Genomic DNA, 22,879 nt, shown 5'->3' with positions numbered 1-22,879 from the left:
ACAAAAAGAGAGCCCTCCAGCTCTCTTTTTTTCCCTCAAAATATCTTCTTCGCATCCCGCTCTTCCTTCAAAATCTCTACAGCCTCGCGAAAACGCATCGAGTGAACGACTTCCCGCTCTCGCAAAAACTTCAAGCTGTCCTGCAAATCAACATCATCGGTCATGTCAATCAGCCATTGATACGTCGCACGGGCTTTTTCTTCGGCCGCGATATCCTCATACAAATCCGCGATCGGATCTCCCTTGGCAGCGATATAGGCTGCCGTCCACGGTACACCACTGGCATTGTTGTAAAAGAGCGCCCGATCATGATTGGCGTAATGCTCACCCAATCCCGCTTCCTTCAACTCTTCGACAGTCGCGTCTTTGGTCAGCTTATACACCATCGTGGCAATCATTTCGAGATGCGCAAACTCTTCGGTAGCGATATCCGTTAATAATCCGACCACTTTATTCGGGATCGTATACCGCTGGTTCATATAGCGCAGTGCGGCTGCCAGCTCACCATCCGCCCCTCCATATTGCTCAATCAAATACTTCGCCATTCTTATATCGCACTTACTGACACGAACCGGATACTGCAATTTTTTTTCATAGATCCACATCGGTGTCGTTATCCCTCTCTTCTAAACTTGCCAAGGCCATGGATCATCATTCCACTGCCACGGATAGCCTGAATAGCTGCGGCCAAGATTTTGCAAAGGCCCGTACAAATTCTCATATTCGTTCGCCAAAACCCAGCGTTGCTCCGTTAAATCATTAAACTGCTGAAGCGCATTCTGATCGGTGGGATGCGTATCTAAATAAAGACTGAGCTCTACCAGTACAAAGTCGATCGCTTGCAGCTGTTCAAGCAATGCGTAATATTGTTCATCGCCAAATCTATTTTCAGCTGTCATGAGTGCCCCCTCCCCAAATGACTCAGTCTGGGATCATAGGGGCTAAAAAGTGCTGGCCATAACGTACCTAATTTCAACGCTTCCATCGGGCTATATTGCGGTAAGTTCTCCGGCTGAAACGTCATAAACAGCTGAGGGGGCACCTGGTACGTCTTTACCCGAATCGGCGGACATGGATCATAGGGACCAACGTACGGAAAGTAGTCGCGTGTTTGCGAATGCAATGCCAATATCCTCCTCCAACTTGCAATGTCTGTTCCTTCATGACTACACTATGCAGCCCACCCAGTAGGCGTGATTAATCCCTCCAAAACGAAGAAACCGCTCTCCTCCAAAAAAGGAAAGCGGTTAACATCTACGATTCCACCTGTCCAGTCCATTTCGCCATGCCACCGTCCAGATTCGCAACATCCATGTAGCCATTTTCAAGCAGAAGATTTCCACTTTCTACTCCCATCCGGCCAGTATGGCAAACGAAAACGACTTTTTTGTCTGTGGGAATGCTTCTGTATTTCTCATTGATCTCTGCAAAAGGAATATTAATGGCATAGGGGACTCTTCTCTCTTCAAACAGCTCAGGCTCGCGCAAATCCACAATCACCATATCTTTTTCATCCGATCCACCTTTTCGTATGTTATCTTGTTGCAGCCTTACCAAAATGCCATAAAATCCGAAATACCGAGCAGGACAAACACGATTCCAGCCAATTTTTGCGTTGCTGTACCCCATTTCCTTGTTTTCTTCATCAGAGAAGAGCTATCACTTGCGACGGCTAACAGCAGTAAAACGATGAGGAGCGGCAGCGCCGTGCCAAGTGCAAATACAGTGGGAATGATCGGACCGAACGAGCTCGTGAACATCAAGGGCATTGTTAGTCCAAAATAGAGCCAAAACATCGTCGGACAAAACCCGAGGGAAAAGGCAACGCCAAGCCAAAAGGATTGTGTCTTTCCCTCAAATCGCTCCGAAAAACGCTTGATTTTTTCTTCAAATGAGTGCGTATGTAGAAATGGCAGTTTAATCCATCCGATTAAGAACAATCCAATCAAAATAAACATCGGTGCTAATAATTTTCTCGCCCACTGAAACAGAGGGATCGCTTGTGTAGAAAGTTGTTCGCCGAACGCAAATACAATTGCTCCCAAAGCGGAATACACGACTGCTTTGCCAAGGATGAACATCCAAACATGACTACGAAAGCCACCTTTAACGACGACATTCTTTCCGAACACAGTAAAAGCAGCCACATTCCCTGATAACTGGCACGGTGCAAACGCCCCGACGATCCCGAGCAACAACGCTCCAATCAACGGTGCTTGTTCGCCCATTCCGTAATACAAATCGGAAAAGGGCTTGCTGATCCATGCTCCATATTGATACAAGTACGAATACCAATCCATGCTTCTCCTCCGAATAGGTCTTTCTTTTCTTTTATTTTACTGACAGGTTGTGAGGAAACTATGAAGAAGAAAAAAAAGGCAAGATTCGCCTCTCCTTTCCTTCATCCCGTCACTTGCAAGCTTCCTATCATGCCGCTTTCTTTATGTCCAGGGATCGTACAATAAAATTCATAAGTTCCTTCCTCCAATGCCTTCCACACGGTTTCAACTGACTCTCCTGGCTTGGCGTGCAAATGAACCACGCCATCAGCCATTGCTCCATGATGATGTTCCATGCTTGATTCTGAAATCGTTACGATTTTTCCATGAGACACCACCTCGATATCGTGCTCTACATTGCCATCATTTTGAAAGACGACTTTGATCTCCGTATTTTTTTTCACGATAAATTGGTTCGGTTTATAGGAAAAGTCTACGGCTGTGAGGTTGATTTCTGTCGCGCGATCATCTGCATAAAGAGCCGGGGATGGAAACGGCAATGATTGAAACCAGAAGAAGACGGCAAGCAACAACACTGCTGGCGTAGCAGGATGATGAAAAAAGGAGGACCGCTTCGTTTCATTTTTATGAAAATCAATCAGCTTGGCTACGAGCAGCATACATACGGTATAGAGCATGACGAAAACAAACAAAAGAGGCTCTACTTTTTCACCGGGAACCATCTCTCCCAACATGGCACCCATCATCCCGCCCATGACGCCCGATAAGATTCCTTCCACAATACTCAGGATCGACAATGGAACTCCTAGGAGAAAACCAGACAGTCCACCTGCCAGCATTCCCCACATGGTGGATACATACAGGTCTCCCCTGTAAACATCGCCAAGGATCAACCCTCCGATCAAGCCAATCATCATACTGACAGACATCGTGCTCATCATGCCTTGCATATGATCGATTCCCTGCTTTCGTCGCCATATAAACCATGTGAAGCAAACGTAAGCGAAACCGACGTAGATCAGGACCTGATACACCGCGCTCAAGATACCACCCCCTAGTATATTCCCCTCATTGTAAAGTATGTCCTACGCCAACAAAATAGGACATAACGAACAAGAAAACCCTCTGACTGCTGTCGAGAGGGCTCGCACATTTTCTAGTTCGCATGCCTATTGGTAGCCTTTGTGCTCTCATATTCCCCCTGTTGATGAATACATGAAACATAGTGGTCGGATGAGATGCGCTCTAGCATTGGTACCGTATTGCGGCAATGTTCAACCTGATGGGGGCAGCGAACAAGAAAAGGACATCCTTTTTGGATTCCTTCATTCTGCACTTCCCCATCTATTATTAGTTCTTGCCTGTGTTTGAGAAAATGATTGAGATCGGAGACTACAGCTACGAGTGCGCGTGTGTAAGGGTGAGAGGGTTGATACAGAATCTCATGGGTGGGTCCGATCTCGACGATATTCCCTTGATACATGACAGCTATCCGATCACACATGTAGGCAGCCGTCGACAGGTCATGGGTAATAAACAGCATCGTCAGACCCATTTCTTCTTTCAATGATTTTAATAGCTGCAAAACGCCCATTCTGACCGACACATCCAACATGGAGGTCGGCTCATCAGCCGCAACGAACTTTGGTTTTAAAATCAGGGCTCGAGCGATTGCAATCCTTTGCCGCTGACCCCCGCTTAGCTGATGCGGATATCGTTGCAAATAGCTTTCGGCAGGTCTAAGCTCGATATGGTTGAGAATTTGAAGCACTTGCTCCCTCTTCTTTTCGAAGGTACTCGCTTTTTGATGAGCATGGAGCGGCTCCATTAAGATTTCAAGAATGGTCATTCCCGGATTCAATGAATCGTACGGGTCTTGAAATATCATTTGCATCTCTTGCCGAATTCCCCTCACTGCCCGTTCCCCTAATCGACACAAATCTTGCCCATCAAAAAGAATTTGACCGGATGATTCTTTTGTAAGCCGCATAATCATTCGAGCCGTTGTTGTTTTCCCGCATCCGCTCTCCCCGATGATCCCGAGAATCTCCCCCTTTTTAATAGAGAAATTCACATTGTTTACTGCATAGACCGTCGTCTTTTTGCTGCGAAAAAACGCCCCCTGCTTCTTTTCAAAACGTTTGACCAGATTTTGCACCGTTACCAACTCATCGTTGGATTGCGACTTTTGCGTGATTGCCATGTCTTACCCTCCTACAAAACAGGATACAAAATGCCCTTCATGCACTTCTCTTAATGGAGGTGACGCTACCTTGCATTTGTCTTGCGCATGCTGACATCTCGTATGAAATCTGCAGCCGTTGGGCGGGTTTATGAGCAGCGGTACTGTCCCCGGAATCGAACGGCATTCTTTCTCGGGGTCATTAATATCGGGAGTGGCAGCGAGCAAACCTTGTGAGTACGGGTGTCTTGGGTTCGTGATCAATTGTTCTGTTGTCCCACATTCCACAATCTTGCCCGCATACATAATGGCAATCCTTTCACAGATGGCTGTCACCATCGGCAGGTCGTGGGAGATAAGAATAATGGACAAGTCCATGGATCTTTGCAAATCTTTCAAAATCGCGATGACCTGCGCTTGGGTCAAAACATCCAGTCCGGTCGTCGATTCATCCGAGATGACGACCTGCGGATTACAGGCTAGTGCCATCGCTATGGCTACACGCTGTTTCATTCCTCCGCTGAATTCATGTGGGAACGACTTACGCCTTTGCTTTGGAATCCCGACCATTTCCAATAGCTGTTCGGTTCGTCGAATCGCTTCCTCCATCGTTATTTTTTCGTGTAACAAAATCGCTTCCATAATTTGTTCCCCGACCGTAAATACAGGATTTAAGGCATTCATCGCGCTTTGGGGAATAACAGAAATTGATTTCCAGCGGAGCTTTTCGATCTGCTCTGCTGGCGCCTGCAACAAGTCGACTCCCCCCAGCATGGCTTTCCCGCTCATGACCTTCCCCGGGTATTCAAGCAATCGCAGAATGGACTGAATCACGGTGGACTTCCCGCAGCCAGACTCTCCGATCAGCCCGAGCATTTCCCCCTTTTCCAGGTGAAAACTAACGTCCTCAACCGCTTCTACTACACCATTTGCCGTAAAAAAGTGTGTGTGCAAATTTTCGACGACGAGAACTTTATTCATGGCGAGTCACCCTTTCCGCAGCCGAGGATTAAAGATTTGTTCCAGCGAGTAGCCAGCAAAAGCAAAGCCGATAACCAGCGCTGTAATTAACACACCCGGTGGCAAGATCCACCATAGCCATGCATCCGTCAAAAAAGCACTTCTCGCCTGTGCATAATACAGGGTTGTTCCCCAGCTTTTATTCAAAGGGTCGCCCAGCCCTAGAAAACTGAGGGAAGCCTCCAACAGGATGGCATTGCTCGCCGCCATGATAAATTGCGATAAAGCAATCGGTACAACTCCCGGCAAAATATGACGGAACATCACGGTAGGAGCGCTGCTGCCAATTGATCGCGCGGCCTCCACGAACCCTTTCATTTTTATCGTAAGGACCTGTGAGCGAACCACCCTAGCAGGAGATGCCCAGGTCAATACGGTAATGACGAAAATGAGATTCCAAAAACTCGGACCAATAAACGCGGCGAGCAAAATCATCAAAGGCAAAAAAGGCACAACGAGTACCAAATCTACCAGTCTCATGAGAGCAGAATCGATTTTTCCCCCGAAGTAACCCGCAACGATCCCCACAAGAGAACCGAGCAAGATAGAAAACAATGCAGCTAAAATACCGATCGTCAACGAAATGCGCGTGCCGTATAAGAGCTCGCTAAAGATGTCTTGTCCAACGTCATTGGTTCCGAGTACATAATCTCCGCCTGGCGGAAGAAATGGCGCGTCTACACGTTCGTCCGGGTCAAAAGGTGCTAGGAATGGTGCCGCTAGCGCAACGATGACAAATAGAAGAAGGATGATGCTACCAATCGCCCCGAGTCGGCTCGATTGAAAAATGGTCCAGTATTGTAGCCATTTTCCTTTATCCATTATTCCTTCCCACCTTTGGATCGAGAATCGGGTATAAGATGTCTGCTAGGAAGTTGGCGATGACTACGCTCAACGTAATGATAAGAAAAGCAGCCTGTATTACCGGATAGTCCCTGCTTAAAACGGCCTCAAACATCAGCCTGCCGATACCTGGGTAGGCAAACACGGTTTCGATCACCGTTGCCCCTCCAAAAATATTACCGAGACTGAGCATAAAAACCGTAGCTACCGGGAGTAACGCATTCCGCATCGCGTGACGATATTTGATCATTTTTTCTTTTACGCCTTTGGCTCTGGCCATCATAATGTAGTCCTCGCCCAGCACGTTCAGCATCGAATAGCGCATCGTCATATAGGTTGTCGTAACGGTGATCAATACGAGTGTCACCAGAGGTAAAACGAGATGATGGGCGATGTCGGTAACGTGATCTAAGCCTGTGAGATTGCTCCATGCCGTCTGCGCGCCAAAAATGGGAAACAGCCCCCATTGTGCGGCAAAAATCGCTACCAGAATCATGCCCAGCCAGAAGGATGGCATCGCGCTTAAAAACATAAAAATCGTCAAGAGACTAACATCGCTTCTTTTCCCCCATTTCCAGGCAGATATCGTCCCAAAAATGACGCCTAACAAGGTAGATATTACTAAGTTCAGTCCAGTTAACAGCAGTGTCCACGGCAACCGCTCCGAAATCAACTGCGTTATTGGCATCTTTTGTTGGTAGGAATAGCCGAAATCCATCGTCGCCATATTCCCCAAATAGATAACGTATTGTTCCAAGAGTGATTTATTCAATCCGTGTGCCTCTAATATGGCCTCCTTCTCTTCTGTCGTCATGAGCATGATGTCTTCTCCAGCTATATACGCGAGGGGACTGCCTGGCATCAAACGTGGGAGGAGAAAGTTCAGTGTCAGCATAATAAAAATAACGAAAATATATTGAGTGACCTTGCCTGTTAGAAATCGGGTCATGAGTACACCTCTTCTTTCGATGATCAACAGGAACAAATGGTTCCCCCGCAATAACAGTGAGGAGCATTACTGCTGGGGAAGCTGTCAACATGCTTAGCGTTCGCTCTTCGTTTTTCTTCTGCTGAGCAAATACCATCCACCCGCTACAATGACGATCATGATGAGAATGGTCACGATCGAGGTCGTACCTTTTCCTGTATTCGCATTTTGGGTAGGTGCAGATGTAGCACTTTCTGTAGCAGCGGCAGGCGTTGTACTTGCAGGTGTTGCTGCTGGCTGTCCTGCTGTCACAGCAGCTTTTTCGCCATTTTTAACAAAGGAGAGCTTGTTGATGATGCCTTTCCCATCCTGGAATACCCACCCGTTGTATTTAGCGGGATTGTACGCACTAATTTCCTCTGCATAGTACAAAGGTACGATCGGATAATCTTTGGCTACCTGCCCTTGCATCTGATTGATAATCTGTTGGCGTTTTTCCGGTTTCAATGTAGCATCGAGCTGCTCAGCCAGCTTGTCAAACGCTGCACTTTTGAAACCGCCTATATTGGTTCCCCCCATACCAGCGAGATCAGAGTGGAACAAGTCAATTAATCTGGCAGGGAACAGTTGCATCGTAGTCGACCAGCCAAACATCGTCATGTCATAATTCCGGCCTTTGGTGACATCATATTCGGGCCAGACAAGACTAATCACGGTATCGGGGTCCATCGGTCGAACTTTCATATCAATCCCGATCGTTTTCATCCATCCGGCAATGATTTCGGCAGCGCGTATGCTAGAGGGATTGTTTGATTGGACCAGATTGACGAGTTCGAGCTTTTTGCCATCTGGCGCCTCTCGCAGGCCGTCATTGTCCGTGTCTTTATAGCCTGCTTGTTCAAGAATCGATTTGGCTTGTTCGACATCAGTTTTATGTACGACCGCCTTGTTGTAAGAAGAAGTAGCTGGATGAATAAAGCCGGGACTTCCTTTTGTGCCAAAACCGAGCAAAACCGTATCTACCAAGTATTGCGGATCGATAGCAAGACTTATCGCTTGGCGAAATTTTTGATCGGACATCGGGAACTTTTCGGCGTTGAATTGGAGAAACGTAGTAGCAAAACCGGGGCCTCTTTCCACTTTAATAGAAGGATTGCTTTCAAACTCTTTGACGAGTTCCGGCTGGACTCTACGACTGATAACATCTAGCTGCCCTGCCTTTAATGCTGTAAACATGGCGTTAGCTTCTGCGATGATGGGGATGACTAACGTATCGATTTCCGGTTTTCCTTTAAAGTACTGCGGGTTCGCTTTCAGCTTATAAAATTGATCCTTTTTGTAATCCTCTAAAATGAAAGGACCGCTTCCCAAGGAATTGTTGAAGTTATCAGGATCAGTCACAGAGCTCCAAATATGTTTCGGAAGAATCGGCAAATCTGCGAGAGGTTGAATGAAGAAATCTGGCTCAGGCTTCTCAAGCTCCATGATTACGGTGGTTGGGTCGGGTGTTTGAATGGTTTTCACGAGTGCTGCCGGGGTTGTAAAGCGGGATTTTTTATATTTCAACAAGTATTCATAGGTGAACTTCACATCCTCAGAGGTCAAAGGCTTTCCGTCCTGCCACAAGATTTGGTCATGCAAAATCATTTTGTATTGCTTGCCGTCTTCGGATACCGTGAATTCTTTGACCAGCCAAGGAATGGGTTTGTTGCTTTTATCGAGGATAAATAGCGGGTCGTAAAGAAGATTGACCAGCTCCAGTCCAGGAAAGCCGGTATTGTATGTGTACAGATTCAAGGAGCGTTCATCCTGTGTGATCCCTAGCTTCACCTCCCTGTGATTCTCGGCACCTGCCGGAATAGCGAACAACGTGGAAAACAGAGCGATGAGCAGCCATATCATCCCGATTCGATAATGCTTCATCCGATATCTCTCTCCTATTCGTTGATCAGTTCTTTCAAATGGAAGTTCCCATCACGTTTATATGCTTCAGCTAATGCAAAATGACCATGTGTTGCCAAACTGTGATAAACGTGAATGGCTTCATCGAGTACCTTGTGTACTGCTCTTCCCTTTTCGTAGTCAGAGGGTAACGCGGAAAACCCGGGAACGATAGCCTCCATTGCCTTCGCATCGACTGCTTCTTCAAAATGTCGGCCACTGAACTCCATCTGACTGTGCAAGACATCCATCGCTCGATTTTTTTGTTCCCAGACCGACGAAATATCAACGACACAGTTGGGATGATGCGGAGTCATGTAATAGATCGTCGGGATCGGGTGAGCTTCCAAGCCAGGCATTTCATCTAAGGCAAACTCCCGGCTTGCCAATGCGATACTTTCCAGAATCAAAATCATGGCCTGTCTACGGTCTGGGTCCAAGTCGTGAAAGGAATGCTCCGGGTCCTGTGTAACGATAATATCTGGCTTCACTTCCCGGATAATCCGTACGAGCTTTTTCTTGGATTCCGGACTGACATCTACATAACCGGATTGAAAGCCGGGAAAATACATCTGAACCCCCAATACCGCTGCCGCCTCTGTAACCTGCGGGCGTGATTTTTCGCTAGACAGCATGATCGAGGCGTACGATTCCCCTCCATTGTTCACGTTAATGGCAAGAGCACCGCCACTCTCCACCACTTCCATGCCGTATACACCTAACAGCAACATTTTCTTGCCCATTTTTTCATCTCCCTTGTCATCCCGTATGATTGATATTTTCTGTATTATGAAAATATTCTGACTTGAAAATACTATACCCCACTAACCTATATTTCGCAATAATAAAAAAGCTTCATTTCTGAAGCTTTTTATTTCATCAGCTTATTCATTGTGGTTAACAGCTCGTCAATTACTGCGCTGTCCCCTTCTTGGATGCGTTCAATCACACAGGATTTCATATGACCTTCCAAAAGGATACGTCCCACTGAATTTAAGGCAGATTGTACCGCAGCAATTTGATTCAAGACATCATCACAATAAGCATCCTTCTCCACCATGCCTTTAATCCCGCGAATCTGTCCCTCAATCCGATTGAGGCGCGCCTGCAAGTTTTGCTTGGTTTTTTCTGAATGATGACTGTTTCGATCCGATGTATGACAAGACTGGACAACGTTCAATTCTGCACTTGACAATGAGATTCCTCCTCTAATCATCCTCGCAAACATACGCTTCGATTATAATCCAAATTTTCAAAACGTAGCAAGTTCCATATTCACCTATCGATCAGGAGGACAGCCCCAATTCTTTTCGGACATTTTCCAATCCATATCGCTCGACGAACTTGAAAAACTTCTCTCTCTTTTTCCCCTGCGTCTGATACAACGTTATGATGCTTTGGACGATGGAGGATAATTGTTCTTCTTTCACCTGCTCGACCAGGAGCTCAGCAGTTTTGGCCTCCATTGTTTTCGATTGGCCTCCGACGTATATTTCAAAGGTTTCTTTTCGCTTGACGATCCCGATATCTTTTACCAACGGCTCTCCACAGGCATTTGGGCAGCCCGTATAACCGACTCTCATCGTAAAGGGAACGACCATCCCTGCGATCGTATCATTCAAATTTCTCGCTGCCTCTAGCCCTTCAATCTCTGCTCCTTTGCAAAAAGAACAGACAGACAAATTCTTCACGACAGAGCCCGTTTCGTACACGCATAAGCCTTTTTCACGCAGCGCTTGTTTGGCATCCTCCGCCTTCTCTTCATTCATTTCGACAATAAGCTGCTGAAAGGTTGAAAGTTCAATCTGTGCATCCTCGCCAACGATTTGACCGATCGTCACCATATCTGCTGGAGTAAACACAGAACCACCGACACGAATTTCTGGACTTACGGCAAACTGTACACGCTTCAAAAAGCATTCCTCCTACACATTTAAATTCGCAATTTTCGGTCAACTGTCAGGTTAAGAAAGGCTGCAATTCTACAATCACAGCCTTTCCCGCAACCTTACTTAAACGACATCGTATCCTTGATCTTCAATGGTCTCCTTCACATTGTCCAGCGAAACAACGGATTCATCAAAAGTCACGCTTACCTGATTGTCAGCAAGGCTTACCGTTGCTTTGCTAACCCCGTCTAGTTTTTGAAGAGCACCTTCTATAGAGATGACGCAGTGATTGCAGGACATTCCTTGTACGTTCAAGGTGACATTCATTTTACATCCTCCTTTGTTTTTGGGAAGTTTATCTTGAATACATTTTACGATACCCCTGTAGGGTATGCAATACCCAATTTTATATTTTCCTGCTGTGTACATACAAGAAAAGCTCCCCATCTATAAAAGACAGGGAGTTTTCCTTACGCTTCTTGGCTGAGATGATTTCTGATGGGAGCAAAAAACGCTTGCTCCACCTCATTCGCGGATAATGGGCGACTGTAATAGTACCCTTGAATTTCCTTGCAATGATTTTCTGTCAAAATATCTAACTGATCCTTCGTTTCAATTCCTTCTGCAATCACATCCAATTTCAGGTGCTTCGCCATCGAAATAATGGTGGCCACAATGGCTTTATCGTTATCATTTCGAGACAGATCTGTTATGAAGGAGCGGTCAATCTTTAATTTGTGGATCGGGAACTTTTTCAAATAGCTCAATGAGCTGTAACCGGTTCCAAAATCATCCAGACTGATTCTCGTTCCGATTTTGTTTAACTCGTGCAGGATACTGATCGATACGGCCGGGTCCATCATCATGCTCTCCGTGATTTCCAGTTCCAAAAAATGTGGGGAAAGCTTGGTTTCCTCGAGGATATTTTTGATGTACTGGACGAGGTTCCCTTGGTGGAATTGATGGGAGGACAAGTTGACGGAGACGGGTATCAACGGTCCCCCTCCATCATGCCACTGCTTCATTTGCCTGCACGCTTCGCGAAGTACCCATGTACCGATCTCATAGATCAACCCTGTCTCTTCAGCGATAGGGATAAACACTCCTGGTGAAAGCATTCCTTTGGTCGGATGATTCCACCTGACAAGCGCCTCCACTCCGATCATGCGATTACTTTCGGCATGAAATTGAGGTTGGTAGTATACTACCAGCTCATTACGTTCAATAGCTTTTCTGAGATCACTTTCTATCTCAATATTCTCCAGCAATTGAACATCAAATTCGGGCGTATAGAACAGGTGACCATTTTTCCCCTGTTTTTTCACCTCGTACATGGCCGTATCCGCTTTTTTGAGCAACACGACAGCATCCGTTCCGTGGTCTGGGAATATCGCTGTTCCAATACTTGCTGATATGTAAAACTCACTGTCTTTTAGCGAGAATGGCTGTTTCAACGCTTCAATGATCTTATCCGCTAAACTCGCCGCTTCCCTGCGGTCCGCTCCTGTTTCGCACAGGATGGTAAATTCATCTCCACCCATCCGGGCAATTGTTGCGTGGTACCCTTCCGCACTCTTTACGATTCTGTCGCTGACCCCCTGCAAAAAGATATCGCCGTAGGAGTGTCCCAAGGAATCATTGATCATTTTGAACCGATCGATGTCGATAACCATGACGGCAAAGCTCGATGAATCTTGGCTACTTTTTTCAATGGATTGATGAAGGACTTGATTAAACTTTCTTCGGTTCGGTAGATCGGTCAACTCATCGTGATAAGCCAAATACCTGATTTTTTCTTTCACGCGATTCTCTTCGGTAATATCCTTCACAATGATGTGATTCCCCACCACTTCTCCCTCAATCTCAACCGGGACATTGAGGACACTCAGCTCTACACGCTTTCCATTCGGATGAAAGATGGTCGTCTCAAAGTTATTTCGATTGGGCTGAAAAGACTGGGCGAAAGAATCTTTCGTAAGTTCCCTTTGCTCCTCAACAATATGCATGCCAATTTTGGATACGTGTTGATTGATGAATTCTTCCTCCCGCAGTCCACCAATCTTTGTGACAGCCGGGTTCATTTTGATAATACAGCCACCTGTATCTAAGGAAATAATGCCGTACTCATTATTTTTATAAAGGGAACGATACCAGCTTTCATTTTCCTGAATGACCGTATCTTTTTGCGAGAGTCGTTTATTAATAAACAAGCCGAACAATGTAATGCCGATCAGTAAAAAGGTGGCCAAGACAATGATATAGGCCAAGGTCTCCGATTCGATCTGCGTTTCTACCTCGGTTGTCGGCAGTTCCGTTACGTAGAAATGCGCTGCAACCATCCCGGTGTAATGCATACCCGCGATTGCTGCTCCCATAATAAGTGAGCTGCCCAATTTGTATAGATACGCATATTTCGACTGATCACGGCGAAAGTAAAACAAGAGCCAAAGTGCCGCTGCTGAAGCAGTAGCTGCAATAATAATGGATAAAATAACGATCCACATATCGTATGTAATTTCGATAATCATCGCGGCCATTCCAACGTAGTGCATCCCAGATATTCCAGCAGCCATCAAAATTCCCGCGATACCTAGCTGTCTCGCATTGAGATTGCTTTTCGTGACAGTAAACAAGGCTATGCTTGAGACAAAAATGGCAAGAATGACAGATAGGATGACATACTCCATGTCATACAGAACCTTAATGGGGAGGGTAAGTGCCAGCATTCCGACAAAATGCATGGACCATATCCCGAGCCCCATCGTTGTGGCACCAAAAATCAACCAGAGTAGCTGATGCTTCCCCTTACTTATACTCACTCTGGCTGCCAGGTTGAGAGCAGAAAAAGAAGCTGCAACCGCGATTAAATAAGATAGTATCACTAGGAAACTGTCGTACGTCCCATGTATCTGGTGATCCAAGCTCCTTCACCGCTTTCCTTTTGTAAAATCTCGATGGTCTCATTTAAACCATGCTGCCTGATTCCCTATAACGATTTGCCTGCAAGAACGAATCGATTTCTTTTCCGGGCAGCGGTTTACTGTAGAAGTACCCTTGGACTTCATTACACATTTGTTCCTTTAGAAAATCAACATGTTCGTGTGTTTCTACACCCTCTGCAATAACAGCAATTTTCATGTTGTGTGCCATATGGATAATCGTTTTAATAATCGCTTGATTCCGTGGATTCAAATTCCGGACAAAGGATTGGTCAATTTTGAGCCGATCGATCGGAAATTGACTTAGATAGCTCAAAGAACTGTAGCCCGTCCCGAAATCATCGATACTGATGCTTACCCCGAGACCTTTTAAGCGATTTAAAATCCGAATCGTATAGTCTACATTTAGCGCCATGCTTTCCGTGATTTCCAGCTCTAAGTATTGTGGAGATAAGCCTGTTTCTTCAAGGATCGAGGTAATCATCTCGATGAGATTGTTTTGCATAAATTGGCGTAAGGATATATTCACCGCAACCGCGAGCTGTGTAAAGCCTGCTTCCTGCCACACTTTTGTCTGTTGGCAAGCCGTTCGCATTACCCATTCCCCAAGAGGTACGATTAAGCCTGTCTCTTCTGCAATCGGAATAAATTGAATAGGCGGGATGAGGCCTAGGTCTGGATGTTCCCAACGAATCAACGCCTCCATGCCGATGATCTGCCCCGTCTGCAACTGAATCTTCGGTTGGTAGTGCAGCGTAAATTGTTTCTCATCCAAAGCTTTCCGCAGTTCTCTTTCAAGCTGTAGCTTTTTGGCTAAAACCTGATGTAGCTCCTCCGAGAAAAATTGATAATTATTTTTCCCTTGCTCTTTTGCCAAATACATGGCAGCGTCTGCATGCTTTAACAGCGCTTCAATATCGTCTCCATCATCCGGATACATGCTGATGCCGATACTTGGTGTGATAAAAATTTCGATATGGTCTAACGTAATCGATTCGGACATGCTCGTGATGATTCGTTGCGCAATTTCACCAACCTCTTTGTGTGTGACACCTGTGAGAAAGATGGCGAACTCGTCTCCGCCTAGTCGAGAAACAGAATCTTCTTTTCGCAAACAACCGATGAGACGATTTGCTACTGCTTGTAAAAGGATATCTCCTATGGAGTGACCTAGCGTATCATTTATGTTTTTAAATCGATCCAAATCGATGAACATGACCCCGATTTTCTGATCTTTTTGTTTTGCTTTGAGCATTGCCTCTGCCAGTTTTTCATGAAAAAGCGTTCGATTAGGCAGGTTGGTTAAGGAATCGTAATGGGCCATGTAGCGGATCGTTTCTTCCGCCTTTTTTCTCTCGGTGATGTCAATCATGGAGCCTACCATTTCCACGATTTCTCCATTTTCCTCGATAGGTGACAACGTAATGTAATAATCTTTTCCGGATAGTTTCAGTTCGAAGGTAACGGGCTCGCCAGCGAAAGCTCTGCGAAAATAGCTTTCCATTTGCTCTGCGACCTCATAAGGAAAGATTTCATACGACGTTTTTCTCAACATCCTCTCAGACGTTAGCCCGAGCTCTTCCGCAATTTTCCCTTCACACAAGGTGTAGGTGATGTTCCCTCTCGGATCTGTCACGATCTTGAATACACAGTTTTGCAAGTTTTGGACCGTCCTGCGAAAATCGTTCTGCAATGCTTCTGCCAAAGCTGCCTCTGCTTCAATGCGGTCGGTAATATCCGTCCGGATCGAAACATATTGATACGGAACGCCCCGGTCGTCTAAAAATGGAACGATAGTCGTATTCATCCAGTATTCATTACCGTTTTTGGCGCGATTCTTCACTTCGCCCTTCCAGACTCGTCCTTGCTTGATCGTTTCCCACATCAATTTAAAAAAAGACTTGGAATGATAGCGAGAGTTAATGACCCGATGTGTATTTCCAACCAATTCATCCACTTCGTATCTGGAGATTTCACAAAACTTGTCATTTACATAAGTAATGACGCCTTTGTCGTCTGTAATCGCTACAATTGAAGATTCATCCAGTGCGTTTTTGATATCGTGCAAGTCCTTCATCGTCTTTGAAAGAGAATCTTCCATCTGCTTTCGTTTCGTGATGTCCGTCCCGATTGCCACGTACTGATAAAGGAATCCACTGTCGTTCATGAACGGTACCAACGTCATGCTCAGCCAATATTCCGTACCGTCTTTTGCCCGATTTTTCATCTCGCCCTTCCATACTTTTCCTCGGCTGATCGTATCCCATAGCGATTTAAAATAGTTTCGCGGATGGAAACCGGAATCGACGATGTTATGATTCTTTCCGATTAATTCCTCTCTACTAAACTTGGATATTTGACAGAAGTTGTGATTGACGTAGGTGATGATTCCTTTTTCATCTGTTATCGAAATGACAGATGACTCTTCCAATGCAGATAATGCATACTTTACATCTCTGATTTGATTAAACACATGACACCCCCGCCTGTTCTCGCACTACAATTGAAACTTACGGATGGAATACTGCAGCTCTTCTGCCATTTCAGCGAGTGTACTGGAAGCGGTCGTAATCTGTTCCATAGAAGCTGTTTGTTCTTGTACAGAAGCAACTACGCTTTGCGTATTTTCCGCTGCCATTCTTGAAACATGCGCAATTCCCTCTATAAATTCCACTACGGAAACCGTTCCGTTATTGGCTTGATTGATTTGTCCCGACATTTCTTGTGTTCTTTTCGAGAATTCGTCTACTACCCCCAAAATTTTATAGAAGGCAACCCCAGCTTGTTCGATCATGATGACTCCTTCTTTAACAGCTACGTCCCCTTGACTCATGACGTGAATCGCCTTTTCCGTATCTCTTTGAATATCCCCGATGATGAAAGCGATCTGCGAAGCTGCTTGCGCGGATTGTTCTGCTAATTTGCGGACCTCATCTGCTACAACTGCGAATCCTCTTCCCTGTTCTCCCGCTCTCGCCGCTTCAATCGCTGCGTTTAACGCCAATAAATTCGTTTGACTCGCAATTTCCGTGATAATCGAAACGATTGTGCCAACTTCTTTTGATTTTTCGCCGAGTATATTGACCACTTCGGTAGAAGAGCTCACTCTTTGATTAATCTCATTCATTTGTTCGATGGATTTGGCAATCACTTCATTGCCTTCGGTTGCCGTTTTATTCGCTTCAACGGATGAGCTGATCGCATGATCCATGCTCATTGATACTTGCTGCATAACTTGCGAGATGCTCACAGCAATCTGTGTGGCGTTCTCTGCATCATGTACTTGCTGCTCAGCACCTGCTGCTATACCTTGGATCGAATGGGAAACGTGCTCTGCTGTCTGTCGTGTTAATTCGGAGCTGGCTGTCAATTCCTCGGAGGAAGCGGCTACTTGTTGTGAATGGAAGGAGACTCGTTCTAATAAATCTTGCAGATTGTGCTTCATTTGGGAAAAATGGCGGGCAAGTTCCCCGATTTCGTCGCGATTCTTGATTTGAATATCTGCTTGGGCCAAGTTCCCTGCGGCAATTTGTTCGGCTGCATGCGTGATCAGTAAAACCGGATGAGAAATGGCTCGTCCAATCATGAAGGCGATACCTGCTCCTGTGAGAAGAGCAAGTAAGCTAAGCAGGACAACCAGGAGCTTCGTAGATTGAATACCGCTATCCAGCTCGGCAATATCTTGTTCCAATAGCTTCTGTTCGAGAGCAACAAATTCTTGGGCTTTTTGAATAAACCGTTCACCGACTGGCGTACATTCATCTCTGACCAAGCGCGTGTACTCTTCTACCTTGTTTTGTTGTTTTAACGCTACAACCCGATCAATAATTTCCTCGTGTTTGGCATGCAGCTCGTTCATCTCTGTGACGAGCTTTTGCCCTTCAGAAGTCATGCCCAAACGGAACAATTCTGCTGTAAGCTGTATATAACGGTCATTTGCTTTTGTATACCCCGTCAAGTAGCTGTCATCGCCTACAATGACATATCCACGTGCATACTTTTGTCGTTCACTGACACTTGCAATAATGTCCTTGGACAACATCTCCTTATTGACTCGATCTTCAATCATCCTCCCATAGCGGGAATCGATGGAAGAAATCTGAGAAAATCCAATCCCTGCTACTGCTACTAAAAGTAATAACACTGCCAAAAATCCTAAAAAAAGCTTTTTCCTTACCGTCAACTTCATAATAGTTGTTTCCCCCATCGTAATTCTACGAATTATTCCTTCATTCTGTGAAATATGTAAGTTATTTTATAATCCCTTCCTCTTATGTAACGGTATTTTCTATAGGTCTTTTGACCTTTTTATCATACAACATCGTTCTGTAACATTTTTGGAATTCTTTTCGACAATGAAAAAGCCCCGTCTGCCAAAGCGGACGAGGCTTACCTATCCATTTATGCTGCTACTTTTTTCTTACATGTCTTATCGTTTTGGCGCCCGAAAGCCTGCTTGCTGCGCTTCTTCTTCCGTCGCAAACCACATTTCTGCTTTTGTTTGCTCGTAGCTAGCGGAGCCAGGAACGTGATAGATTTTCTCACCTTTGCTGTTGATATTGCCCTTGATGGTCTTCCCTTCTGATGGTGCGGGGTCTGCGGCGGTAGTATTATTGGACTGTTTTTTGGGCTTGGCATTTTCCTTAGGAACCTCTGTTTGCTGCCCTTCTAAAGCCCACAGTCCGCGATTCTGCTCCCGTGCCTCCCGCTCTGCTGCCAGGAACAGCTCTGCTTGGGCTACATTCGGTGGGATCGTCATGATTCGTGCGTATCCGTCACGAACGAGCTTTTCATTGACAAAGGTGCCGTCCTCCAAATATACGTAAGCAAGCAAACGCTTGTATTTGTCATAGGGCTCGACATCGAACTTCAGCTTGACCTTTTTGCCAGTTAAAAGTTCCTTGGAGTAATTGCTCGCTTCTTTCCCATACGGTTCGACTGGATGGTTAGGTTTTACTGTCTCTGGTGTATCTACGCCTATCATACGGACTTTTTCCCCGCTGTCCAGCTCGAATGTATCGCCATCCACTACTCGTTTGATCACAGCATCCATCTCGCCGTTTGCTTCTGGCTGGCCGGACGATCCACATGCCGAAAGCAAAAGAACCAGTGCGAGCAGATATATAGGTAATCGTTTCATAGACTTCCTTCTCCTCTTCTACGTTGCATTGTTTTCCAGCGTAGTGGATTTGCCAGCACAGGTCAATAGGAGATGAAAAAGTACAAACGTTCAAGCTTTTTGGTTCCTAACGAAAAAAACGACCTTCACCCAAGGTCGTTTTGTCTATACGTCCAGATTTTAGTCACGATCGGCGCTAAACAAGAACAACAGGACGACCACGACAATAATAATCCATATAAATTCCTCGTTTTCGCGATCAAAAAAACCGTCGAACAGACCCATGGCGGAGTCCTCCTTTCCTTCTCGCTACAGCCTATGCAAAAGGCTAGACACGTGCCAGTAGGTGGAAGAGCCCAAAAGTGAAATGCGTGTTCAAAAGACAACTTTTAAAACCTCTCCGGGAATGTACTACTTACAAGTAGACAAGATCAAATGCGTATAAGTACCTAGCTGTCTTACTTCATTCGTAAAACCAAGGTTGGCAAGCTCCTGTAGTAATCGAGAGCGATCTGCATAACAGCGGTCCTGAATATCTGCTATCACGCTCGTTTGACCTGTCTCCTCTAGGCTATCCAGATGAGCTTGTCTATGCGTCTGATCCTCAAACATCAAATCGGCAATGATCAACCGTCCTCCTGGTTTTAACACGCGGCGACATTCTGCCAAGGCAAGCTGCTTCTGATCATCCGTCAAATGGTGCAAGGCGTAACTCGTAGCCACAAAGTCAAACCGATTTTCTAAAAACGGAAATGCGAAAAAGGTTCCTAGCTTCGTCTCGACCTCTGGGTGTTTCGCTCTGCATTGCTTCAGCATTTGCGGAGATTGGTCAAACCCGCTCATCCTGGCTCCTTTTTTCACGAGACGCCCTGCGAGGTTTCCAGTACCCGTTCCGGCATCCAGACCACACTCTCCCGGTCTGACTGCAACTGTCGCAACAACCTCATCTAGTACTCTTTCGTATGATTCATGACCATTCCCGCCATGTGCCCATTCATCGTAGCGGTCCGCCCATTCATTAAAATTCCAACGATCCACCCAGTTATCCCGTGTCTGCTTCAATCGCTTGTTCGCTTCTGCCAGTGTAAACAGCTCTCCTGGATCAATCGCTTCTCTACCCTTTATCCGCTCAATCATCGCTTCAGTCGTTTGGATGACCTTGCTCATTTCTACCCACCTTGTATACATAAACGAACGCTGTAGCTCTAAATAATGGAGAAGACTGCCTTCCTGATCTTTCATTTGAATCAGGAGCTCCCGAATGTCTTCTACCGCCATCCCGACCTCGCGCAGTGTAATGATGGTTTGCAGCCTCCAGACATCTTCCTCTGTGAACTGCCGATATCCGGACGCATCTGCTTTCGATGGCTTGATCAATCCTTTTTCTTCATAATATCGAATCGCACGCGGGGTTATTTGCAAGCGATGGGCCATATCTTTGATTTGCATGGAACTCTCTCCCTGTATCATTCTTTCCCTATCATAAACCTTGACGCAGCGTGAATGTACAGAACGAAAGAAAAAAAGCTGCCGGATTCCCTTCCGACAGCTCGTTTCTATCTGATTAATGTGTTGTCGGCTCAGAAATTTGTTGGAGAGCGTCACTCGCCTCATCATGATGAACTTGGCGAACAGCCATATCTGCCAACGCCACAATTCCGACCAGCTTGCCCTTCTCAACAACAGGCAAACGACGAATTTGATGCTGAGCCATCACCTTTGCCGCTTCATCAACTGTCATCCCCGGTTGACCGAGAATAATGTCCCGTGTCATGACCACCTCGGTGGCAGTCGATCCTTCATGCTTTTCAGCCAAACCGCGAATCACAATATCGCGGTCTGTAATGACACCGATCACATCTTCTTTTTCATCCACAACCGGAATGACTCCTACATTCCAATCGCGCATTTTGCAAGCCACTTCATACACATTATCCTTAATCGTCACAGTAGCGACATCTTTTGTCATAATTTCGCGCAGTGTGCGATTTTCCAGCTTCGCCATTTCATTCTCCTCCTTTTGCTAATCAACGATTGTAGTTTGTCCTCTCCCCTATCGTTTCATGCGCAAGAAAGAGTATGATATATTGCGCTTCTTCCAAAAACAGACTATGATTAATAAGTGAATATCTCACCCATTTTTAGGAGGAAAAAGAATGGTCATTAAGGACACGGGGATTGGCACGAAAGAAGTCTTTTTCGCCGATCTGGAACACTACATGAGCGAACTTGGCTTTGATCGCGGCGCCTGGGATTACAAGCATGCTACATACGATTATAAAATCCAAGATAAAGGCACTGTCTTCTACCTGCGCATCGAAGCGAACGTGACAGAAGGCAAACTTGAGGATACGCACGCCGTCTTGAAGCTCGAAGATCCTTATATGGGCAAACATCTTTTCCCACACGGTCTGGATTACGATTACCCAATGCCAGACTCCGTTGTAAAAACAGCGAAATTGAAGCTGCAAATGCTGGGCGAAAAGCTGTCCTCACACTAAAAAATGAACTGGCACGGTGTACAGAGAGGAATCCCCTCTCTGTTTCACGTAGAGGGGGGTTATTTTTATGAAGACGAGGGGCGTACCTGACTTCTTGCTCCTGTTTTTGACCGCCCTACTTGTTGGGTTTGGGATAACCATGGTGCTAAGCTCCAGCTCCATTTTCGCGTTGACAAGCTTTACAGGCGGCGGCTGTAAATATTGTGGCGGGGATGAGCTCTATTTCGTGAAGCGACAATCCATTTTCTTACTGGCGGGTGTCGTTGGAATGCTTGTCGCCATGAACATTCCCTTCTCCTTTTATAAAAGGAATTTCTTATTGATTGCGCTGGTTAGCTTCTTTTCCTTGTTTCTGGTGCTCATACCAGGGATCGGCTATGAGAATAACGGGGCTCGATCCTGGTTTCGATTGGGTTCAATCACCATACAGCCTGCCGAGTTTGCCAAGCTTGGCCTTATTCTGTACTTGGCAGCGATCATCTCCAAAAAAGGGAACGGGATACAGAAGCTCAAATCTGGTTTGATGCCTCCACTGATGGTAACGGGGATGTTTTTTATGCTGATTGTAGTCCAACCCGACCTCGGTTCTGCTGCCATCTTGCTCGGATGCGCTTTGATCGTCATGATCTGTGGCGGTGCCAAAATCCGTCACCTGTTTGGACTTGGCGCCCCCGTTGTGACTGTTGCCTTGTTAGCATACATCGCAGCGAAGCCACATGCCTTGAATCGGATCTACTCCTTTCTCAACCCGTGGAATGATATGGATGGTACAGGCTACCACATTATTCAATCCTGGATTGCCATTGCACATGGCGGTTTGACGGGGACAGGCTTTGGAAAAAGCATCCAAAAGTATTTGTATTTGCCAGAGATGCATACCGATTTTATTTTCTCGATCATGACAGAAGAGCTAGGCTTTATCGGCGCCTCTGTGTTCCTTTTGATCTATTTGCTTTTCTTGCTGCGCGGCATCCATATTTGTCTGCGGGTAAAAGACACTTTTGCCAGTCTGGCAGGAATCGGTGTCGTCAGCATGTTCGCCATTCAGGCCCTCTTAAACATTGGCGGAGTAACGGGTTTGATTCCATTGACAGGTGTACCTTTGCCGTTTATCAGTTATGGTGGTTCTTCCTTACTCGTTTGTCTGCTCGCCACTGGCTTTTTGCTCAGTATTTCGCGGGAAGTCAGTCGCCAGAAGGTAGAAGAGCAATTACAAAAACAGCCATATGCCATGTAAGAAACAGACATAAGGGATACCGGATGCGTCCAGTATCCCT

Annotated in this window: 23 protein-coding genes; 2 read left to right on the top strand and 21 right to left on the bottom strand. The window is 45.9% G+C overall.

Going from position 1 to position 22,879, the window contains the following annotated elements:
* Positions 1 to 35: 35 nt before the first annotated feature.
* From HP568_RS05320 to HP568_RS05220, 21 genes are all read right to left on the bottom strand, one after another.
* On the bottom strand, positions 36 to 605 hold the full coding sequence (locus HP568_RS05320) for a manganese catalase family protein (RefSeq protein ID WP_048032490.1): 570 nt from the start codon (positions 603 to 605) through the stop codon (positions 36 to 38).
* Between the two features lie 21 nt (positions 606 to 626).
* Complete coding sequence (locus HP568_RS05315; protein WP_173628532.1) at positions 627 to 899, bottom strand: spore coat protein CotJB; 273 nt, start codon at positions 897 to 899, stop codon at positions 627 to 629.
* Positions 896 to 1,123, bottom strand: a complete 228-nt coding sequence (locus HP568_RS05310) for a spore coat associated protein CotJA (protein ID WP_082195911.1) — start codon at positions 1,121 to 1,123, stop codon at positions 896 to 898. Before HP568_RS05310 ends, HP568_RS05315 begins: the two co-directional genes overlap by 4 nt.
* A 131-nt stretch (positions 1,124 to 1,254) precedes the next feature.
* Entirely contained in the window at positions 1,255 to 1,629 is a 375-nt protein-coding gene (locus HP568_RS05305; RefSeq protein ID WP_173628531.1) for a rhodanese-like domain-containing protein, read from the bottom strand.
* Positions 1,551 to 2,300: a cytochrome c biogenesis CcdA family protein gene (locus HP568_RS05300; RefSeq protein WP_173628530.1), complete on the bottom strand. Its 750-nt coding sequence runs from the start codon at positions 2,298 to 2,300 to the stop codon at positions 1,551 to 1,553. The genes HP568_RS05305 and HP568_RS05300 overlap by 79 nt, the downstream gene beginning before the upstream one ends.
* Positions 2,301 to 2,401: 101 nt before the next feature.
* Positions 2,402 to 3,274 (bottom strand): cupredoxin domain-containing protein, encoded by an 873-nt coding sequence (locus HP568_RS05295; RefSeq protein WP_048035780.1) that lies wholly within the window; start codon positions 3,272 to 3,274, stop codon positions 2,402 to 2,404.
* Positions 3,275 to 3,396: 122 nt separating this feature from the next.
* Positions 3,397 to 4,443 carry an ABC transporter ATP-binding protein gene (locus HP568_RS05290; protein WP_173628529.1) on the bottom strand — a complete coding sequence of 349 codons (1,047 nt, stop codon included), beginning with the start codon at positions 4,441 to 4,443 and terminating at the stop codon, positions 3,397 to 3,399.
* A 3-nt stretch (positions 4,444 to 4,446) separates the two neighbouring features.
* The gene (locus tag HP568_RS05285; protein WP_173628528.1) at positions 4,447 to 5,403 is read right to left on the bottom strand and encodes an ABC transporter ATP-binding protein; all 957 of its coding nucleotides are present in this window, start codon (positions 5,401 to 5,403) and stop codon (positions 4,447 to 4,449) included.
* Positions 5,404 to 5,409: 6 nt separating this feature from the next.
* Complete coding sequence (locus HP568_RS05280; RefSeq protein WP_173628527.1) at positions 5,410 to 6,264, bottom strand: ABC transporter permease; 855 nt, start codon at positions 6,262 to 6,264, stop codon at positions 5,410 to 5,412.
* Positions 6,257 to 7,234, bottom strand: coding sequence for an ABC transporter permease (locus HP568_RS05275; protein ID WP_173628526.1), 978 nt, complete (start codon positions 7,232 to 7,234; stop codon positions 6,257 to 6,259). Before HP568_RS05275 ends, HP568_RS05280 begins: the two co-directional genes overlap by 8 nt.
* Positions 7,235 to 7,327: 93 nt before the next feature.
* Positions 7,328 to 9,136, bottom strand: a complete 1,809-nt coding sequence (locus tag HP568_RS05270; protein WP_173628525.1) for an ABC transporter substrate-binding protein — start codon at positions 9,134 to 9,136, stop codon at positions 7,328 to 7,330.
* A gap of 14 nt (positions 9,137 to 9,150) precedes the next feature.
* Positions 9,151 to 9,897: a PIG-L deacetylase family protein gene (locus HP568_RS05265; protein ID WP_173628524.1), complete on the bottom strand. Its 747-nt coding sequence runs from the start codon at positions 9,895 to 9,897 to the stop codon at positions 9,151 to 9,153.
* A gap of 128 nt (positions 9,898 to 10,025) precedes the next feature.
* On the bottom strand, positions 10,026 to 10,349 hold the full coding sequence (locus tag HP568_RS05260) for a metal-sensitive transcriptional regulator (RefSeq protein ID WP_016739861.1): 324 nt from the start codon (positions 10,347 to 10,349) through the stop codon (positions 10,026 to 10,028).
* Between the two features lie 91 nt (positions 10,350 to 10,440).
* Entirely contained in the window at positions 10,441 to 11,067 is a 627-nt protein-coding gene (locus HP568_RS05255; protein WP_048032482.1) for an NAD(P)/FAD-dependent oxidoreductase, read from the bottom strand.
* 99 nt (positions 11,068 to 11,166) lie between these two features.
* Entirely contained in the window at positions 11,167 to 11,370 is a 204-nt protein-coding gene (copZ, locus tag HP568_RS05250) for a copper chaperone CopZ (protein WP_007725825.1), read from the bottom strand.
* Between the two features lie 143 nt (positions 11,371 to 11,513).
* A complete protein-coding gene (locus HP568_RS05245; RefSeq protein WP_173628523.1) occupies positions 11,514 to 13,964 on the bottom strand; it encodes a bifunctional diguanylate cyclase/phosphodiesterase in 2,451 nt (816 codons plus the stop codon).
* A gap of 43 nt (positions 13,965 to 14,007) precedes the next feature.
* Positions 14,008 to 16,455: a bifunctional diguanylate cyclase/phosphodiesterase gene (locus tag HP568_RS05240; RefSeq protein ID WP_173628522.1), complete on the bottom strand. Its 2,448-nt coding sequence runs from the start codon at positions 16,453 to 16,455 to the stop codon at positions 14,008 to 14,010.
* 24 nt (positions 16,456 to 16,479) lie between these two features.
* Positions 16,480 to 18,171, bottom strand: a complete 1,692-nt coding sequence (locus tag HP568_RS05235; RefSeq protein ID WP_173628521.1) for a methyl-accepting chemotaxis protein — start codon at positions 18,169 to 18,171, stop codon at positions 16,480 to 16,482.
* A gap of 240 nt (positions 18,172 to 18,411) precedes the next feature.
* On the bottom strand, positions 18,412 to 19,122 hold the full coding sequence (locus tag HP568_RS05230; protein ID WP_173628520.1) for a thermonuclease family protein: 711 nt from the start codon (positions 19,120 to 19,122) through the stop codon (positions 18,412 to 18,414).
* 390 nt (positions 19,123 to 19,512) lie between these two features.
* Positions 19,513 to 20,550 carry a MerR family transcriptional regulator gene (locus HP568_RS05225; protein WP_173628519.1) on the bottom strand — a complete coding sequence of 346 codons (1,038 nt, stop codon included), beginning with the start codon at positions 20,548 to 20,550 and terminating at the stop codon, positions 19,513 to 19,515.
* A gap of 115 nt (positions 20,551 to 20,665) precedes the next feature.
* Positions 20,666 to 21,106, bottom strand: coding sequence for a CBS domain-containing protein (locus HP568_RS05220; protein WP_173628518.1), 441 nt, complete (start codon positions 21,104 to 21,106; stop codon positions 20,666 to 20,668).
* A gap of 151 nt (positions 21,107 to 21,257) precedes the next feature.
* Here HP568_RS05220 and HP568_RS05215 point away from each other — a divergent pair, with 151 nt between their 5' ends.
* Together HP568_RS05215 and ftsW are read left to right on the top strand one after the other, a co-directional pair.
* Positions 21,258 to 21,602, top strand: coding sequence for a YugN family protein (locus HP568_RS05215; protein WP_048032475.1), 345 nt, complete (start codon positions 21,258 to 21,260; stop codon positions 21,600 to 21,602).
* A gap of 67 nt (positions 21,603 to 21,669) precedes the next feature.
* Positions 21,670 to 22,839 carry a putative lipid II flippase FtsW gene (gene ftsW / locus HP568_RS05210; RefSeq protein WP_048032474.1) on the top strand — a complete coding sequence of 390 codons (1,170 nt, stop codon included), beginning with the start codon at positions 21,670 to 21,672 and terminating at the stop codon, positions 22,837 to 22,839.
* The last annotated feature ends 40 nt before the right edge of the window (positions 22,840 to 22,879 follow it).

The sequence above is a fragment of the Brevibacillus sp. MS2.2 genome (assembly GCF_013284345.1).
Lineage (GTDB): Bacteria > Bacillota > Bacilli > Brevibacillales > Brevibacillaceae > Brevibacillus > Brevibacillus brevis_C.
The sequence above is the reverse complement of the archived record's forward strand: the minus strand, read 5'-3'. Positions and strand labels throughout refer to the sequence as shown.

Coding starts and splice junctions, on each gene's coding strand:
- HP568_RS05220 (WP_173628518.1), bottom strand. CDS start 21,106: ATGGCGAAGCTGGAAAATCGCACACTGCGCGAAATTATGACAAAAGAT.
- HP568_RS05305 (WP_173628531.1), bottom strand. CDS start 1,629: ATGGGGTACAGCAACGCAAAAATTGGCTGGAATCGTGTTTGTCCTGCT.
- HP568_RS05290 (WP_173628529.1), bottom strand. CDS start 4,443: ATGGCAATCACGCAAAAGTCGCAATCCAACGATGAGTTGGTAACGGTG.
- HP568_RS05265 (WP_173628524.1), bottom strand. CDS start 9,897: ATGGGCAAGAAAATGTTGCTGTTAGGTGTATACGGCATGGAAGTGGTG.
- HP568_RS05300 (WP_173628530.1), bottom strand. CDS start 2,300: ATGGATTGGTATTCGTACTTGTATCAATATGGAGCATGGATCAGCAAG.
- HP568_RS05280 (WP_173628527.1), bottom strand. CDS start 6,264: ATGGATAAAGGAAAATGGCTACAATACTGGACCATTTTTCAATCGAGC.
- HP568_RS05235 (WP_173628521.1), bottom strand. CDS start 18,171: ATGAAGTTGACGGTAAGGAAAAAGCTTTTTTTAGGATTTTTGGCAGTG.
- HP568_RS05275 (WP_173628526.1), bottom strand. CDS start 7,234: ATGACCCGATTTCTAACAGGCAAGGTCACTCAATATATTTTCGTTATT.
- HP568_RS05230 (WP_173628520.1), bottom strand. CDS start 19,122: ATGAAACGATTACCTATATATCTGCTCGCACTGGTTCTTTTGCTTTCG.
- copZ (WP_007725825.1), bottom strand. CDS start 11,370: ATGAATGTCACCTTGAACGTACAAGGAATGTCCTGCAATCACTGCGTC.
- ftsW (WP_048032474.1), top strand. CDS start 21,670: ATGAAGACGAGGGGCGTACCTGACTTCTTGCTCCTGTTTTTGACCGCC.
- HP568_RS05320 (WP_048032490.1), bottom strand. CDS start 605: ATGTGGATCTATGAAAAAAAATTGCAGTATCCGGTTCGTGTCAGTAAG.
- HP568_RS05315 (WP_173628532.1), bottom strand. CDS start 899: ATGACAGCTGAAAATAGATTTGGCGATGAACAATATTACGCATTGCTT.
- HP568_RS05270 (WP_173628525.1), bottom strand. CDS start 9,136: ATGAAGCATTATCGAATCGGGATGATATGGCTGCTCATCGCTCTGTTT.
- HP568_RS05225 (WP_173628519.1), bottom strand. CDS start 20,550: ATGCAAATCAAAGATATGGCCCATCGCTTGCAAATAACCCCGCGTGCG.
- HP568_RS05215 (WP_048032475.1), top strand. CDS start 21,258: ATGGTCATTAAGGACACGGGGATTGGCACGAAAGAAGTCTTTTTCGCC.
- HP568_RS05285 (WP_173628528.1), bottom strand. CDS start 5,403: ATGAATAAAGTTCTCGTCGTCGAAAATTTGCACACACACTTTTTTACG.